This window comes from Mesorhizobium loti R88b (genome assembly GCF_013170845.1).
Lineage (GTDB): Bacteria > Pseudomonadota > Alphaproteobacteria > Rhizobiales > Rhizobiaceae > Mesorhizobium > Mesorhizobium loti_B.
Genome location: NZ_CP033367.1, coordinates 19766 through 35550, shown reverse-complemented (window position 1 = coordinate 35550; position 15785 = coordinate 19766). Strand labels below are relative to the sequence as shown.

General features: G+C 62.9%; 14 protein-coding genes. 13 read left to right on the top strand and 1 reads right to left on the bottom strand.

Features of this window, described 5'->3' with window-relative positions; translation table 11 throughout:
* The first annotated feature begins 17 nt into the window (after nucleotides 1–17).
* From EB235_RS00170 to trmB, 9 genes are all read left to right on the top strand, one after another.
* Nucleotides 18–818 (top strand): lysophospholipid acyltransferase family protein, encoded by an 801-nt coding sequence (locus EB235_RS00170; protein WP_027032973.1) that lies wholly within the window; start codon nucleotides 18–20, stop codon nucleotides 816–818.
* Nucleotides 819–892: 74 nt separating this feature from the next.
* Complete coding sequence (miaB, locus tag EB235_RS00165) at nucleotides 893–2302, top strand: tRNA (N6-isopentenyl adenosine(37)-C2)-methylthiotransferase MiaB (protein ID WP_027032974.1); 1410 nt, start codon at nucleotides 893–895, stop codon at nucleotides 2300–2302.
* A gap of 136 nt (nucleotides 2303–2438) precedes the next feature.
* Nucleotides 2439–3431: a PhoH family protein gene (locus EB235_RS00160; RefSeq protein WP_027032975.1), complete on the top strand. Its 993-nt coding sequence runs from the start codon at nucleotides 2439–2441 to the stop codon at nucleotides 3429–3431.
* Between the two features lie 19 nt (nucleotides 3432–3450).
* Nucleotides 3451–3951 (top strand): rRNA maturation RNase YbeY, encoded by a 501-nt coding sequence (gene ybeY, locus EB235_RS00155; protein ID WP_027032976.1) that lies wholly within the window; start codon nucleotides 3451–3453, stop codon nucleotides 3949–3951.
* A 27-nt stretch (nucleotides 3952–3978) separates the two neighbouring features.
* Entirely contained in the window at nucleotides 3979–5073 is a 1095-nt protein-coding gene (locus EB235_RS00150) for a hemolysin family protein (RefSeq protein ID WP_027032977.1), read from the top strand.
* A gap of 181 nt (nucleotides 5074–5254) precedes the next feature.
* The gene (gene lnt, locus EB235_RS00145) at nucleotides 5255–6847 is read left to right on the top strand and encodes an apolipoprotein N-acyltransferase (RefSeq protein ID WP_027032978.1); all 1593 of its coding nucleotides are present in this window, start codon (nucleotides 5255–5257) and stop codon (nucleotides 6845–6847) included.
* A gap of 139 nt (nucleotides 6848–6986) precedes the next feature.
* On the top strand, nucleotides 6987–7406 hold the full coding sequence (locus EB235_RS00140; protein WP_027032979.1) for a helix-turn-helix domain-containing protein: 420 nt from the start codon (nucleotides 6987–6989) through the stop codon (nucleotides 7404–7406).
* Between the two features lie 168 nt (nucleotides 7407–7574).
* On the top strand, nucleotides 7575–8840 hold the full coding sequence (gene metK / locus EB235_RS00135) for a methionine adenosyltransferase (protein ID WP_027032980.1): 1266 nt from the start codon (nucleotides 7575–7577) through the stop codon (nucleotides 8838–8840).
* Between the two features lie 26 nt (nucleotides 8841–8866).
* Nucleotides 8867–9568 carry a tRNA (guanine(46)-N(7))-methyltransferase TrmB gene (gene trmB, locus EB235_RS00130; protein WP_027032981.1) on the top strand — a complete coding sequence of 234 codons (702 nt, stop codon included), beginning with the start codon at nucleotides 8867–8869 and terminating at the stop codon, nucleotides 9566–9568.
* A gap of 93 nt (nucleotides 9569–9661) precedes the next feature.
* Here trmB and EB235_RS00125 read toward each other — a convergent pair whose 3' ends face one another.
* Nucleotides 9662–9826 (bottom strand): hypothetical protein, encoded by a 165-nt coding sequence (locus tag EB235_RS00125; protein WP_080680922.1) that lies wholly within the window; start codon nucleotides 9824–9826, stop codon nucleotides 9662–9664.
* A 350-nt stretch (nucleotides 9827–10176) separates the two neighbouring features.
* Between EB235_RS00125 and rimP the strand changes: the two genes are divergently transcribed.
* From rimP to infB, 4 genes are read left to right on the top strand one after another with little or no spacing between them, the layout of a single operon-like run.
* Entirely contained in the window at nucleotides 10177–10821 is a 645-nt protein-coding gene (rimP, locus tag EB235_RS00120; RefSeq protein WP_027032982.1) for a ribosome maturation factor RimP, read from the top strand.
* A gap of 48 nt (nucleotides 10822–10869) precedes the next feature.
* Nucleotides 10870–12465, top strand: coding sequence for a transcription termination factor NusA (gene nusA, locus EB235_RS00115; RefSeq protein WP_027032983.1), 1596 nt, complete (start codon nucleotides 10870–10872; stop codon nucleotides 12463–12465).
* Between the two features lie 38 nt (nucleotides 12466–12503).
* Nucleotides 12504–13154 (top strand): RNA-binding protein, encoded by a 651-nt coding sequence (locus EB235_RS00110; protein WP_027032984.1) that lies wholly within the window; start codon nucleotides 12504–12506, stop codon nucleotides 13152–13154.
* The gene (gene infB, locus EB235_RS00105; protein ID WP_027032985.1) at nucleotides 13151–15724 is read left to right on the top strand and encodes a translation initiation factor IF-2; all 2574 of its coding nucleotides are present in this window, start codon (nucleotides 13151–13153) and stop codon (nucleotides 15722–15724) included. The genes EB235_RS00110 and infB overlap by 4 nt, the downstream gene beginning before the upstream one ends.
* The last annotated feature ends 61 nt before the right edge of the window (nucleotides 15725–15785 follow it).

Below are 15785 nucleotides of genomic sequence, written 5' to 3'. Positions count from 1 at the left end.
GAGGCCGGGGTAGGGCGATGATCAAGAAAATCAGGATTTTCCTGGCGCTGGGCCTCGTCGTTGCCGGCTCGCTGGTCCTCGTGCCGTTGCAGATACTGTCGATGAAGACCGGCTGGTGGCCAGAAACCGTCATTCTCAAGATCTGGCACAGGATGATCGTTCGGGCGCTCGGCATCCGCATCCATGTCAAGGGGGCGTTGTCCGACAAGCGGCCCTTGCTGGTTGCCGCAAACCACATCTCCTGGACCGACATCATGGTGCTTGGCTCTTTTGCCGATGTGAAGTTCATCGCCAGGGCCGATATGGAAGGCTGGCCACTGATCGGCATGCTGTCGAAGCTGCAGCGCACCGTCTTCATCGAGCGCGAGCGCAAGCGTTCCTCGGGTGACCAGGCGAGCGAGATCGCCAACCGCATGGCCAAGGGCGACGCCATGGTGCTGTTTGCCGAGGGCTCGACCGGTGACGGCAATGCCGTCCTGCCGTTCAAGAGCACGTTGTTCGGCGCCGCCTCGATGGCGATTGCAGAAGGTGCGGCCGAGCAGGTGTTCATCCAGCCGGTGGCGATCGCCTACACGCGCCTGCACGGCGTGCCGCTCGGCCGCCGCCACCGGCCGATCTCGGCCTGGATCGGTGACGAGGATTTGATGCCGCATCTCAAGGTGCTGCTGGCGGAAGGCGCGCTCGATGTCGAAGTGCATTTCGGTGAGCCGATCGCCTTTGCCAAGGGTTCGAACCGCAAGGAAACGGCCAGGCTGATGGAAAGCCAGGTGCGCGAGATGATGCAGGCAGCACTCGCCGACCCGCGCCCGAGCCGCTAGAGCCGGCATGCGCTCGCGGGCGCATGTCGAGAATCGTCTGTTTTTTGTCATCGAAAGGCGTTAGAAGCCGCCGGATGGACTTGAACACGATTGAAAGCGACGACATCGGGACGGCGGCTGGACAGCCGGCGGTGCGTGCCACGGCAGCTAAGAAGGTCTTCATCAAGACCTATGGCTGCCAGATGAACGTCTATGATTCACAGCGCATGGGCGATGCGCTGGCCGCCGACGGCTATACCGCGACCGATGTTATCGACGACGCCGATCTGGTGCTGCTCAACACCTGTCACATCAGGGAAAAAGCGGCCGAAAAGGTCTATTCCGAGCTCGGCCGCATCCGCGACATGAAGGCGGAGCGCGCCATTGCCGGCCGCGAACTGTTGATCGGTGTCGCTGGTTGCGTGGCGCAGGCCGAAGGTGCGGAGATCATCCGTCGGTCGCCCGCGGTCGATCTGGTCATCGGCCCGCAGACCTATCATCGCTTGCCCGACGTGCTGGCGAGAGTCCGTGGCGGCGAGAAGATCGTCGAGACCGATTACGCCATCGAGGACAAGTTCGAACATCTGCCGCAGCCCAAGCGCGCCGAGCTCATCAAGCGCGGCGTCACCGCCTTCCTGACCGTGCAGGAAGGCTGCGACAAGTTCTGCACCTTCTGCGTCGTGCCCTATACAAGAGGCTCTGAAGTCTCGCGGCCGGTGGCGCAGATCGTCGCCGAGGCGCAGCGTCTGGCCGAAGCCGGCGTCCGCGAAGTGACGCTGCTTGGCCAGAACGTCAATGCCTGGCATGGCAAGGGCGACAATGGCGAGGAATGGGGCCTTGGCCGTCTGCTGTTCCGGCTGGCCGAGATTCCCGGGCTCGCGCGGCTGCGCTACACCACCAGCCACCCGCGCGACATGGATGATGAGCTGATCGCGGCCCACCGTGATCTCCCAGCGCTGATGCCTTATCTGCATCTGCCGGTGCAATCGGGGTCCGACCGGATCCTGAAAGCGATGAATCGCAGGCATACGGCGAGAGACTATCTGACTCTGCTCGACCGCATCCGCACTGCCCGGCCCGATATCGCTCTGTCCGGTGATTTCATCGTCGGCTTCCCCGGCGAGACCGAAGCCGATTTCGAGGCGACCATGGAGCTGGTGCGCCAGGTGAACTACGCTTCGGCCTTCTCGTTCAAATATTCGCCGCGCCCCGGCACGCCGGGCGCCGACATGCCCGATCACGTGCCCGAAACGGTCAAGGACGAGCGGCTACAGCGGCTGCAGGCATTGCTCTTGAAACAGCAGCAGGATTTCGGCTTGAGCCTGGTCGGCAGCACCATAGACACGCTGATCGAGAAGCGCGGCCGCCAAGCTGGCCAGAAGGTTGGCCGCTCGCCTTGGCTGCAGCCCGTTATTGTTGATGAAATGGCCGGCGAAATCGGTGACATTATCCGGGTGCGAATCACGAAGACGGGCTACAATAGCCTGTTCGCCGAGTTGGCCTGATGCATGTCGCTCAAAAGTGGTCCCGGTTTTGGGACAACGACATGCATAGCCACAGACCTCGGCAGATGAGGAGAGACGGTTGAGCGCAGCAGAGCTGAAGAACCTGCCCCCGGTACCGGCATCTGGGGCTTCTGACATGGCGCACATCGTTCTGACTTTCGACAACAACAAGCTTGCCAGCGCCCTTTACGGTCAGTTCGATGAGAACCTCGCCCGACTCGAGCAGAAGCTCGGTGTCGATATCCGCTCGCGCGGCAACCAGTTGACGATCAAGGGGTCGGCTTCGGCCGCCGAACAGGCGCGCCGCGCCTTGGACAATCTCTACGGCATTCTGCAGAAGGGCGTGGATATCGGCCAGTCCGACGTCGATGGCGCCGTGCGCATGGCGGTCGCCGCCGACGATCAGCTGACGCTGCCGACGCTGGAGCGCAAGGGCAAGGTCTCCGCCGCCCAGATCGCCACCCGCAAGAAGACCATCTATGCCCGCTCCTTGAACCAGGACGCCTATATGCGGGCGCTGGAGCGGTCGGAACTCGTCTTTGGCATCGGTCCGGCCGGTACCGGCAAGACCTATCTGGCTGTGGCGCATGCCGCGATGCTGCTGGAGCGCGGCATGGTCGAACGCATCATCCTGTCGCGGCCGGCCGTCGAGGCCGGCGAACGGCTGGGCTTCCTGCCTGGCGACATGAAAGAGAAGGTCGATCCCTATCTGCGGCCGCTCTACGACGCGCTCTACGACATGATGCCGGCCGACAAGGTCGAGCGCGCCATTGCCGCCGAAGTCATCGAAATCGCCCCGCTCGCCTTCATGCGCGGCCGTACGCTGGCGCATGCGGCGGTCATCCTCGACGAGGCGCAGAACACCACGCCGATGCAGATGAAGATGTTCCTGACCCGTCTTGGCGAGAACTCGCGCATGATCGTCACCGGCGATCCGACCCAGATCGACCTTCCCTCAAGCACCAAGTCGGGCCTGGTCGAAGCCTTGCGTGTCCTCGACGGCGTGGCCGGCGCGGTCACCGTGCGCTTCAACGATATCGACGTCGTTCGCCATCCGCTGGTGGCGGAAATCGTCAGGGCGTATGACCGCGACGCCAAGCTGGCGCGCGGCCTCGGCGCCGAGAATTGATTTTTGACGATGCGGCTTCATGCCTGAGGACAAAATATCCGGCGACGGGAATCCCCCCGTCGACATCGATATATCGGTCGAGGCGGGCGACTGGCCTGATGAGGCAAGCCTGACGCGACTGGTCGATCGCGCGGTTGATGCTGCTTTTGCCGAGACCGGCGTGACGGGCCGTTCCGAACTCAGCATCGTCTTTTCCGACGACGCTCATATCCGTACCCTCAACGCCGGCTGGCGTGGTAAGGACAAACCCACCAACGTCCTGTCTTTCCCGGCTTTTTCTTTTCCCAAAGGCGGCCCACTGCCGCCGATGCTGGGCGATATCGTGCTCGCCGCCGAAACGGTTTCACGCGAAGCGGTACTGGAAGACAAGCCCGTGCAGAACCATATCACCCATCTCGTTATCCATGGCCTGCTGCATTTGCTGGGCCATGATCACGAGACCGACGCCGAGGCCGAGGAGATGGAGGCCATCGAACGCGCAGCGCTCGCAAGGCTTGCCATTCCCGATCCCTACGCGTAACTACATCTGACAATTGACCGGACGACGATGAACGACAAACCAGAAACTGCCGCCCGCCCCGACGCCGGCAGTCCCCCCAAGGCTTCCGATACGTCGGAAGAGGGATCAAGTCCGAGTACCGTTACCCCTGCTGGTGCCAGCACCGGCAGCGCCGCCAGCGAGCCTTCGCCTGCCGGACCTTCCTTGTTCGATCGCGTAATCGGCCTGTTCAGGCAACGCAACGGAACCAGCCTGCGCGAGGAAATCGCCGGCGCGCTGGCCGAGACCACCAGCGACGCCGAATCCTTTTCGCCCGGCGAGCGCGCCATGCTCAACAACATCCTGCGGCTGCGCGAAGTGCGCGTCGAGGATGTCATGGTGCCACGCGCCGACATCGAGGCGATCGAGATCACCACGACGCTCGGCGACCTCTTGGGCACTTTCGAACAATCCGGCCATTCTCGCATGCCGGTCTATTCCGAGACGCTCGATGATCCGCGCGGCATGGTCCATATCCGCGACGTGCTGGCCCACATCACCAAGCTCGCACGCGTCAAGAAGGGCCGAACGACCAGGAAAACCCCCGTCGCCACGCAACTGGATCTCGCCCAGGTCGATCTCGCGCGCACCATCGGCGACCTCAACCTGATCCGCCAGGTTCTGTTCGTGCCGCCGTCGATGCTGGCCTCCGACCTGATGGGCCGCATGCAGACGACGCGCACGCAGATGGCGCTGGTCATCGATGAATATGGCGGAACGGACGGCCTTGTCTCGCTTGAGGACATTGTCGAGATGGTCGTCGGCGACATCGAGGACGAGCATGATGACGACGAGCCGATGATCACCCAGGCCGGCGACGGCGTGTTCATTGTCGACGGCAAGGCCGAGATCGACGACGTCGCCAAGATGATCGGCGAGGATTTCGCCGCCGGCGAGCATGGCGAATATGTCGACACGATCGGTGGCATGATCTTCAACACGCTCGGCCGCGTGCCCGCGCGTGGCGAGGTGGTGCAGGCCATTCCAGGCTTCGAATTCCACGTCCTCGATGCCGATCCGCGCCGCGTCAAGCGCGTGCGCATCGTGCAGAGCCAGAAGGGCGAGCGCCGCCGGCGCGCCACGGCCCGCACCGAGCAGGCGTGAGCATTTCGGTCGCCGAATCTGTTGCGGTTCCCGCGAAGAGGCCGAACGGTTGAACGGCCTGCGCATCAAGGGCTGGCACCGATAGCGCGCCAGCCAAGACATGGCGAACCGGCGTCGTTTGGAGTGCGGGCCGCGGCCTGATAAATCTTGGCCTCCTGATTCTCACGACTCGGAAGTATGCATGGAGCGCCTGGCCGGCCGGATAATTCTGCTTTGGGGTTGGCGGCGCGCGCTCGTGGCCTTTCTTGCCGGAGCTCTGGCCGTGCTTGGCCAGGCGCCTTACGATTTCTTCGCCGCCTGCTTCATCTCGTTTCCGCTGTTGGTTTGGCTGCTCGATGGCGCGACCGGTGAAGCCTCGGGCAGCCAGTTTCGGCGCCTGCGGCCGGCCTTCGCCGTCGGCTGGTGGTTCGGTTTCGGCTATTTCCTCGCCGGTCTCTGGTGGATCGGCTCGGCGCTGCTGGTCGAGGCCGACGATTTTGCCTGGGCGCTGCCCTTCGCCGTGATCGGCATTCCCTTTGCACTCGCCTTTTTCTACGGCTTCGCAACGATGGTCGCCCGGCTGCTGTGGAGCAGCGATATCGGCCGCATCGCTGCCCTTGCCTTCGGCTTCGGGCTGACCGAGTGGCTGCGCGGCTTCCTGTTCACCGGTTTTCCCTGGAATGCCATCGGCTACGCGGCAATGCCGGTGCCCCTCCTGATGCAGAGCGTGTCGGTGACCGGCATGATCGGCATGAACGCGCTTGCCGTGTTCGTCTTCGCGCTGCCCGCACTGCTGGCGGCGCGCCGGCATCTTCGCCTGGGCGCGGCGCTGTTCGTCTTGCTCGCCGCAGCCCATGTCGGCTTCGGCTATGTCAGGCTGGCTGCGCCTGAAAAGCCGGCCGAGCGCAGCCTGGATGTCCGCATCGTCCAGCCGGCCGTCGACCTCAGTGAAAAATGGGACGCTTCGGTGCGCGACCGCATCTTCGCCACCTTGCTGGGTCTGTCAGCCAAGGCGCCGGACCCCGGTCACGGCAAGCCGCAACTCATTCTTTGGCCGGAAACCTCCGTGCCGTTCCTCTTCACCGAACGCCCGGACGCGCTGACGGCGCTGGGCGACATGCTGGCCGACGGCCAGATGCTGATCGCCGGCGTTGTTCGCGAGGAAGGCGGCTCGGCGGCCGGCACCGATAGCCGCTATTACAACTCCGTGGTGGCGATCAATGACAAGGGCGAAATCGCTGACGCCGTCGACAAGGTCCATCTGGTGCCGTTCGGCGAATACCTGCCTTTCACCGACCTGTTCAACCGTTTCGGCATCGCACAGCTTGTCGCCGGACCGGTGACGTTCGCCGCCGGCAACGAGCGCCACGCCATCACGCTGCCGGGCGGCATCCGTGCCCTGCCATTTATCTGTTATGAGGTGATCTTTCCCGATCTTGTGGCAGTTGACGCTACGTCAGCGCAGCTTATTGTGAACGTTACCAATGATGCGTGGTTCGGCGACACGCCGGGACCGTATCAGCATTTCAGGCAGGCCCAGATTCGCGCGGTGGAGAACGGATTGCCCTTGCTGCGTGCTGCCAACAACGGCATCTCGGCCGTCGTCGACCCACATGGCCGCGTCGTAGACGCGCTGGCGATCGACGCGCGCGGGGCCATCGATGTGAAGGTGCCGATTTCCGGACAGAGTGTAGTTTCCCCCAGTCAGCGGCGCATTAACGGAATGCTGATCATGTTGCTGTTTGCGCTGGTCGGGGCACTGTTGAACGTAAGGCAAAGGCTACGGGTGAATTGACAGTCGACACATTAGAAACTCATACTGTATCGCCTGAAAATTTCTCGAAGCTGGTGGATCGTTCTGTTGGGGCAGTCGCCTCCGGCATTTTTTGGGCGAGAAAAAAATCACAAAGCCGAAAAAATTCGGCGAGGAAAAAATGACAGAAGAAAACAAGAAGAAACCGAATCCAATCGACATCCACGTTGGAAGTCGCGTCCGGCTTCGGCGCAACATGCTCGGAATGAGCCAGGAAAAGCTGGGCGAGAATCTCGGCATCACGTTCCAACAGATCCAGAAATATGAAAAAGGCACCAATCGCGTCGGCGCCAGCCGGCTGCAGGCGATTGCCTCCATACTTGGGGTGCCCGTCGCCTTCTTTTTCGAGGATGCGCCGGGGCAGGAAGCGGTGGCCGGCCGTGGATTTTCGGAGGATGCGTCGATGGCTTTCGCCGTCGAGTTCTGCGGCAGTCCCGAAGGACTTCAACTCAACCGGGCGTTCGTCAAGATTGCCGACGTCAAGGTCCGCCGCAGGATCATCGACCTCGTGAAGTCGCTTGCCGCCGACGATCTCGACTGACCCTCAATGCGCCTCGAGCCGGCGGCGTTCGCCGCCGGTGGCACAAGATATCGACATCGACAGTCGTGCCAGAATGGCGGCAACGCTTGACGAGCGGCGCTTTGCCCCGCTAACACGTGGCGCGCCAAAATCGGCAGCCTGCCGATCGTTTTTCAAGAGGGGACACCCGTGACGCGGCAGAACTACTTCTTTACCTCGGAATCCGTTGCCGAGGGCCATCCCGACAAAGTCTGTGACCGGATTTCCGACGAGATCGTCGATCTGGTCTACCGTGAAGCCAAGAAGACCGGCATGGACCCATGGAAAGTCCGTGTCGCCTGCGAGACGCTGGCGACCACCAACCGTGTCGTCATCGCTGGCGAAGTGCGTGTCCCCGAGACGCTGCTGAAGAAGGACAAGGCCGGCAATGTCCTCAAGGACGCGGCCGGACATTCGATCATCAACCCAGCCAAGTTCAAGTCGGTCGCGCGCAAGGCGATTCGCGAGATCGGCTATGAGCAGGCCGGTTTCCACTGGAAGACGGCCAAGATCGAGGTTCTGCTGCACGGCCAGTCGCCCGACATCGGCCAGGGCGTCGACAACGCGTCCGACCGCCAGGGCGAGGAAGGTGCCGGCGACCAGGGCATCATGTTCGGCTATGCCTGCCGCGAGACGCCGGACCTGATGCCGGCGCCGATCTATTACAGCCACAAGATCCTCGAACTGCTGGCCGCCGCTCGTCACGAAAACAACGGCGAGGCCGGCAAGCTCGGGCCGGACGCCAAGAGCCAGGTCACCGTCCGCTACATCGACGGCAAGGCTGCCGAGGCAACGCAGATCGTGCTGTCGACCCAGCATCTCGACGCCACCTGGGATTCCAACAAGGTCCGCAAGGTCGTAGAGCCATACATCCGCGAGGCATTGGGCGACCTCAAGATCGCCGACGATTGCATGTGGTACATCAACCCGACCGGCAAGTTCGTCATCGGCGGCCCGGACGGTGACGCCGGCCTGACCGGCCGCAAGATCATCGTCGACACCTATGGCGGTGCTGCCCCCCATGGCGGCGGCGCCTTCTCCGGCAAGGACACCACCAAGGTCGACCGTTCGGCGGCTTACGCGGCGCGCTACCTGGCCAAGAATGTCGTGGCGGCGAAGCTTGCCGACCGCTGTACCATCCAGCTTTCCTACGCCATCGGCGTCGCCCAGCCTTTGTCGGTCTATGTCGACCTGCATGGCACCGGCAAGGTCGATGAGGCAAAGCTCGAGGACGCGCTGCGCACCGTGATGGACCTGTCGCCGTCAGGCATCCGCCGCCATCTCGACCTCAACAAGCCGATCTACGCCAAAACGTCGTCCTACGGCCATTTCGGCCGCAAGGCCGGCCGTGATGGGTCTTTCTCCTGGGAAAAGACCGATCTCGCCAAGGCGCTCAAGGATGCTGTCGCGGCCTGAGCGCCACGACGGCCTTGCACCACCCAATGAGCCCGCAAGACAGGCCAAGCCGTGCGACCGAAGCCTTCTTCGGTCGTCGGCGTGGCAAGCCGGTGCGTCCGCAGCAGGCGGCGGCGTTGGAAAGCGGCCTTGGCGCCTATGGCCTCGATCTGAAGGCTGAAGCGCCGCCCGATCTGCGCACTCTGTTTGAAATTGACGTTTCGGCAGTCCGGCTCGAGATCGGCTTTGGCGGCGGCGAGCATCTTCTGCACCGCGCGCTCGAAGCACCGACAACCGGCTTCATCGGCGTCGAGCCCTTCGTCAATGGCATGGCCAAGATGATGATGGCGGTGCGGCAAAGGCCGCTGGCCAATTTGCGTGTCTTTGATGACGATGCCACGCAATTGCTCGACTGGCTGCCGCAAGCCTCGCTTGATGGCATTGATCTTCTCTACCCGGATCCCTGGCCGAAAAAGAAGCACTGGAAGCGGCGTTTCGTCGGCCCGGTCAATCTCGACCGTTTCGCGCGCGTCCTCAAACCGGGCTCAAAATTCCGCTTCGCGTCCGATATCGACACCTATGTGAACTGGACCTTGCTGCACTGCCGGGCGCATGGCGCTTTCGCATGGCAGGCAGCGGAAGCGGCGGACTGGCATCGCCCTTACGACGGCTGGCCGGGCACGCGTTACGAGGCGAAAGCCATTCGTGAGGGCCGCAGGCCAGCCTATCTTACCTTTATCAGGAAATAGGCGGCCCTGAAGCAATTCCAGGAAAAGTGTGTAACGGTTTTCCGTCCGGAATTGCGTCAAAACAAAGAGTCTACGGCACCTATCGCCGGATTTTCAGAAACGGCCGATCCTGTTGAAGATGGCCGGATCCATGCCGAGCGTGCGCAAATCGTCCGCTCGCGGCTTGCGGCCGGCTTCCACGGCGCGCGATGCGGCGACGGCGCTGCCGAATGTGGTGAAGAGATCACCCAGGGCGGAAAATATTCTGCGGTTGCTCATGATCTTGTCCTTTCGCGCGCCACCGCGCGCACTTTCTGTTCGTGTCCTGGCTAAGAAATAAGAGCGCTCTGCCGGCTCTCACAGGGGGATTGCCGCATGGGGGCCATGCGCCTGGAGCAATGCTGGTGCTGTCAGGGCTTTTGCCGGCCCGCCACGGCGGGCTTGAAACACAGGCCGTGTTCGTTTATATCAGCCTCAAATTCTTGGTCGGTATGACGAAGAGTGGGTCCACCCGGTCCCGCTCTTTTTTGTTACCTGCCGAGTGCATCGGACCGAAAAGTGCGAAGCGGTTTTCGGATGGTTCCGATGCGCAAGCCAAAGAACATTGCGAAACGAACGACAGGCAATTGATGACTGCAACGGCAAGCGAAGGTGACGACCGCATCATCCGCGAAAGCGGCATCGATGCACGCATTGCGCTGATCGTCCAGCCGGTGCTGCGCGGCATCGGCTTTCGCCTCGTGCGCGTGCATCTGTCCGGACAGAACGGGTTGACGCTGCAGATCATGGCTGAACGTGAGGACGGCACCATGACCGTCGAGGATTGCGAAGAGGTCAGCCGCGCGGTGTCACCGGCGCTCGACGTCGATGACCCGATCGAAAAGGCCTATCACCTCGAGGTCTCTTCGCCCGGTATCGACCGGCCGCTGGTCCGCAAATCGGATTTCGTGACCTGGACCGGTCATTTGGTGAAGATGGAAACATCGATCGTCGTCGCCGACCGCAAGCGCTTCAAGGGCAAGATTGCCGAGGCCGGCGAGGACGACGTGCTGATCGAGCGCGACAAGGCGGCCTATGGTGAGGAACCGACGGTGCGCGTTCCCTATGACGCGATCGCCGATGTGCGGCTGATCCTGACCGACGACCTCATCCGTGAGGCCCTGTCGAAGGACAACCGGGAACGCAAGGAAGCCAAGAAACGCCGCGGCGAACCTGATGATGCACCCGAGGGTGCTGAGGGCGGCGCGGAAAACGAAATCGAACAGGAACTATGATTGAGCCGCCGGGCGTAAAAGCTCGGCAACAAGCTCGGGAGAAATAAGATGGTTGTTAGCGCCAACAGACTTGAACTGCTGCAGATTGCCGACGCGGTCGCGCGTGAAAAGTCGATCGACAAGTCGATCGTCATCGCCGCCATGGCCGATGCGATCCAGAAAGCGGCGCGCTCGCGGTATGGCCAGGAGACCAACATCCGCGCCGACATCAATCCCAACACCGGCGAGATGAAGCTGCAGCGGCTGATGGAAGTGGTCGAAAAGGTCGACGACTATGCCACGCAGATCGCCATCTCCTCGGCACGCGAGCGCAATCCCGACGCCCAGCTCGGCGACTTCATCGCCGAACAGCTGCCGCCGATGGATTTCGGCCGCATCGCCGCCCAGTCGGCCAAGCAGGTCATCGTGCAGAAGGTGCGCGAGGCCGAGCGCGACCGCCAGTATGACGAGTACAAGGACCGCATCGGCGAGATCGTCAACGGCACCGTCAAGCGTGTCGAATATGGCAACGTCATCGTCGATCTCGGCCGTGGCGAGGCGATCATCCGCCGTGACGAGTTGATCCCGCGCGAAAATTACAAGTATGGCGACCGCGTCCGCGCCTATGTCTACGACGTGCGCCGCGAACAGCGCGGCCCGCAGATATTCCTGTCGCGTACCCATCCGCAGTTCATGGCCAAGCTCTTCACCATGGAAGTGCCGGAGATCTATGACGGCATCATCGAGATCAAGGCCGTCGCCCGCGATCCGGGCTCGCGTGCCAAGATCGCCGTCATCTCGCGTGACAGCTCGATCGATCCGGTCGGCGCCTGCGTCGGTATGCGCGGCAGCCGCGTCCAGGCCGTCGTCGGCGAATTGCAGGGTGAGAAGATCGACATCATTCCGTGGTCGCCTTCGGCAGCGTCGTTCATCGTCAATGCGCTGCAGCCGGCGGAAGTCGCCAAGGTCGTGCTCGACGAAGACGCCGAGCGCATCGAAGTCGTGGTTCCCGACGATCAGCTGTCGCTGGCCATCGGTCGCCGCGGCCAGAACGTGCGTCTCGCCTCGCAGCTGACCGGCTGGGACATCGACATCCTGACCGAGGCAGAGGAATCCGAGCGCCGCCAGAAGGAATTCGTCGAGCGGTCGTCGCTGTTCATGGAAGCCCTCGACGTCGACGAGATGGTCGGCCAGGTGCTGGCCTCCGAAGGCTTCACCAGCGTTGAGGAAGTCGCCTATGTCGACTCCGGCGAGATCGCCTCGATCGACGGCTTCGACGAAGATACCGCTTCCGAAATCCAGACCCGCGCCCGCGAATATCTGGAGAAGATCGAGGCCGAGCACGACGAGAAGCGCAAGGCGCTCGGCGTCGCCGACGAGCTGCGCGAAATCCCTGGCATCACCACCGCCATGCTGGTGACGCTCGGCGAGGACGGCGTGAAGACCATCGAGGATTTCGCCGGCTATGCCGCGGATGACCTGACCGGCTGGAAGGAACGCAAGGACGGCGAGACAAAAGTTTACCCGGGCGTCCTGGCCAGCCACGGCGTCGCGCGCGCCGATGCCGAGCAGATGGTTCTGGCTGCCCGCCTCAAGGCCGGCTGGATCACCGAAGACGAGCTTGCGGCCGAAGAAGTGTCGGCTGACGAAGCCGTCGGTGCGTGAGGTGAAACCGCATCGCACCGAACCCGCCCCAGGACGAGATGAACGATCGCACCTGCATCGTTACACGCAAGCAGGCCGAACCGGATGAATTGATCCGGTTCGTCGTCGGCCCGGATTCGGCCGTCGTTCCCGATCTCAAGAGAAATCTGCCCGGCCGTGGTTGCTGGGTGAGCGCCGACCGCCTACATATCGACAAGGCGGCGGCCAAGAACCTTTTTGCCCGCGCCTTCAAGGCACAGGTGGTCGTGCCGCCCGATCTTGGCGGTATGGTTGACGGGCTGCTTTCAAGATACGCTTTGGGCATGTTGGGTCTTGCCCGCAAGGCAGGCGCGATTTCTCTTGGTGCCACCAAGGTAGAGAGCGCGGTGCGCGGCGGGTTGGCGCTTTTCGTGCTCCACGCGACCGAAGCATCCGACGATGGCGTGCGCAAGATCAGCCAGGCGCGGCGGGCGACCGTCCATCTCGGCGGCCCTTCCATCCTTGCCTACAAACTTTTCTCCGAGGCCGAGTTGAGCTTGGCATTGGGGGGCACAAATGTGATACATGCTGCCGTTCTCGCGGGAGACGCGGGCAAGGCGGTCCAGAAGCGCATGGTTGCGCTCGACCGATATCGGGGCGGTACCCCGGACGATCTGGCAATGCTTGCGGCTGTTGCTGACGAAGATGATGCCGCAGAGGATATGGAATGAGCGATACGAAATCGGGTGACGACAATACGCTGAGTGTGACGCCGAAGAAGACCTTGACGCTGAAGCGCCCCGGCATGGAGCAGGGCACTGTGCGTCAGAATTTCTCGCACGGCCGCACCAAGCAGGTCGTCGTCGAAACCAAGAAGCGCAAATTTTCGATGCCCGGCGACAAGCCGGAGCCGGTCGCCGCTCCCGTCTTCACACCGAAGCCGGTGGTTGTGGCCGCGCCTGTCGTACAGGAAGCGCCAAAGGCGCCACCGCCGCCGCCACCGCCAGCCCCGGTCGAACGCGGCGGTATGGTGCTGAACGAACTGTCGCGCAGCGAAATGGAAGCGCGCCGCAGGGCGCTTGAGGGTTCGAAGGTCCGCGAGGTCGAAGACCGCCAGCGCGCCGCCGAAGATGCCAAGCGCCGCGCCGATGATGAGGAGCGCCGCAAGCGCGAACGCGAGGACTCCGCGCGCCGCCAGGCCGAGGAAGAGGCACGGTTGCAGACCGAGGCCGAATCCCGCCGCCGCGCGGAGGAAGAAGCGCGCCGCCGCGCGCCGCAAGCCGCTGAATTGGCAACCGCCGATGACGAGGAAGAGGTCAAGCCGAAGCGGGCCGTAGCCGGTGCGCCGGTGCGCCGCCTGGTCACGCCCGAAGTGGCGCGTCCGGCCAAGCCGACCAAGAGCGAGGAAGACCGCCGCCGTGGCAAGCTGACGCTGAATTCAGCGCTTTCCGACGAGGATGCGCGCGCCCGCTCGCTGTCGTCGATGCGTCGTCGCCAGGAAAAATTCAAACGCGCGATGCACAATGAGCCGCGCGAGAAAGTCATGCGCGAAGTGATCCTGCCGGAGACGATCACCATCCAGGAACTGGCGCAGCGCATGTCCGAGCGTGCGGTCGATCTGGTCAAGTACTTCATGAAGCAGGGCCAGATCCTGAAGCCCGGCGACGTCATCGACGCCGACACGGCCGAGCTGGTTGCCACCGAATTTGGCCATACGGTCCGCCGTGTTGCCGAGTCCGACATCGAGGAAGGCCTGTTCAACATCGCCGACAACACCGAGGACCTGGTGTCGCGTCCTCCTGTCGTGACGATCATGGGCCATGTCGATCACGGCAAGACCTCGCTGCTCGACGCGATCCGCAATGCCAATGTCGTCTCCGGTGAAGCCGGCGGCATCACCCAGCATATCGGTGCCTATCAGGTCGAGAAGAACGGTCACAAGATCACCTTCATCGACACGCCCGGCCACGCCGCCTTCACGGCGATGCGCGCCCGCGGCGCCCAGGCCACCGACATTGCCATTCTGGTGGTGGCGGCCGATGACAGCGTCATGCCGCAGACGATCGAATCGATCAGCCACGCCAAGGCGGCCGGCGTTCCGATCATCGTGGCGATCAACAAGATCGACAAGCATGACGCCGATCCGCAGAAGGTTCGCTCAGAGCTGCTGCGCCATGAAGTCTTCGTCGAATCCATGGGCGGTGAAGTGCTTGACGTCGAAGTGTCGGCAACCAAGGGCACCAATCTCGACAAGCTGCTCGAGGCGATCCTGCTGCAGGCCGAAATCCTCGACCTGAAGGCCAATCCGGACCGTACCGCCGAGGGTGTCGTCATCGAGGCGCAGCTCGACAAGGGCCGTGGTCCTGTTGCTACTGTGCTGGTGCAGACCGGCACCTTGATGCCTGGCGACATCCTTGTCGCCGGCAACGAATGGGGCCGGGTGCGCGCTCTGGTCAACGATCGCGGCGAGCAGATCAAGGAAGCGCCGCCGGCGATGCCGGTCGAGGTGCTCGGCCTTCAGGGCACGCCGCAGGCTGGTGACCGCTTCGCTGTGGTCAACAACGAAGCCCGCGCCCGCGAAATCACCGAGTATCGCCAGCGTCTGGCGCGCGAGAAGGCGGTCGCCAGGCATGCTGGCCAGCGTGGCTCGCTTGAACAGATGATGTCGCAGTTGCAGACGAGCGGACTGAAAGAGTTCCCGCTGGTCATCAAGGGCGACGTGCAGGGTTCGATCGAGGCGATCAACGCCGCGCTCGACAAGCTCGGCACCGACGAGGTGCGTGCGCGCATCGTCCACGCCGGCGCCGGCGCCATCACCGAAAGCGACGTTTCGCTGGCGGAAACGTCTGGTGCGGCGATCATCGGCTTCAACGTTCGCGCCAACGTGCAGGCGCGTGCCGCTGCTGTGGCAGCCGGTATCGAAATCCGCTATTACTCGATCATCTACAACCTCGTGGATGATGTGAAGGCGGCTCTGTCGGGCCTGCTGTCGCCGGAGCGTCGCGAGACCTTCATCGGCAATGCCGAGATCCTCGAGATCTTCGACATCACCAAGGTCGGCAAGATCGCCGGCTGCCGTGTCACCGAAGGCAAGGTCGAGCGTGGTGCTGGCGTACGCCTGATCCGCGACAACGTCGTCATCCACGAAGGCACGCTGAAGACCCTGAAGCGCTTCAAGGACGAAGTTTCGGAAGTCCCCGGCGGCCAGGAGTGCGGCATGGCCTTCCAGAACTACGAGGACATGCGCGTCGGCGACGTCATCGAGTGCTTCCGCGTCGAGATGGTGACCCGGACACTCTAAGTTCGAGTGACTTGTTCTTATCGGGCGGTGGTCGAAAGGCCACCGCCCAGTTCTATTGAGA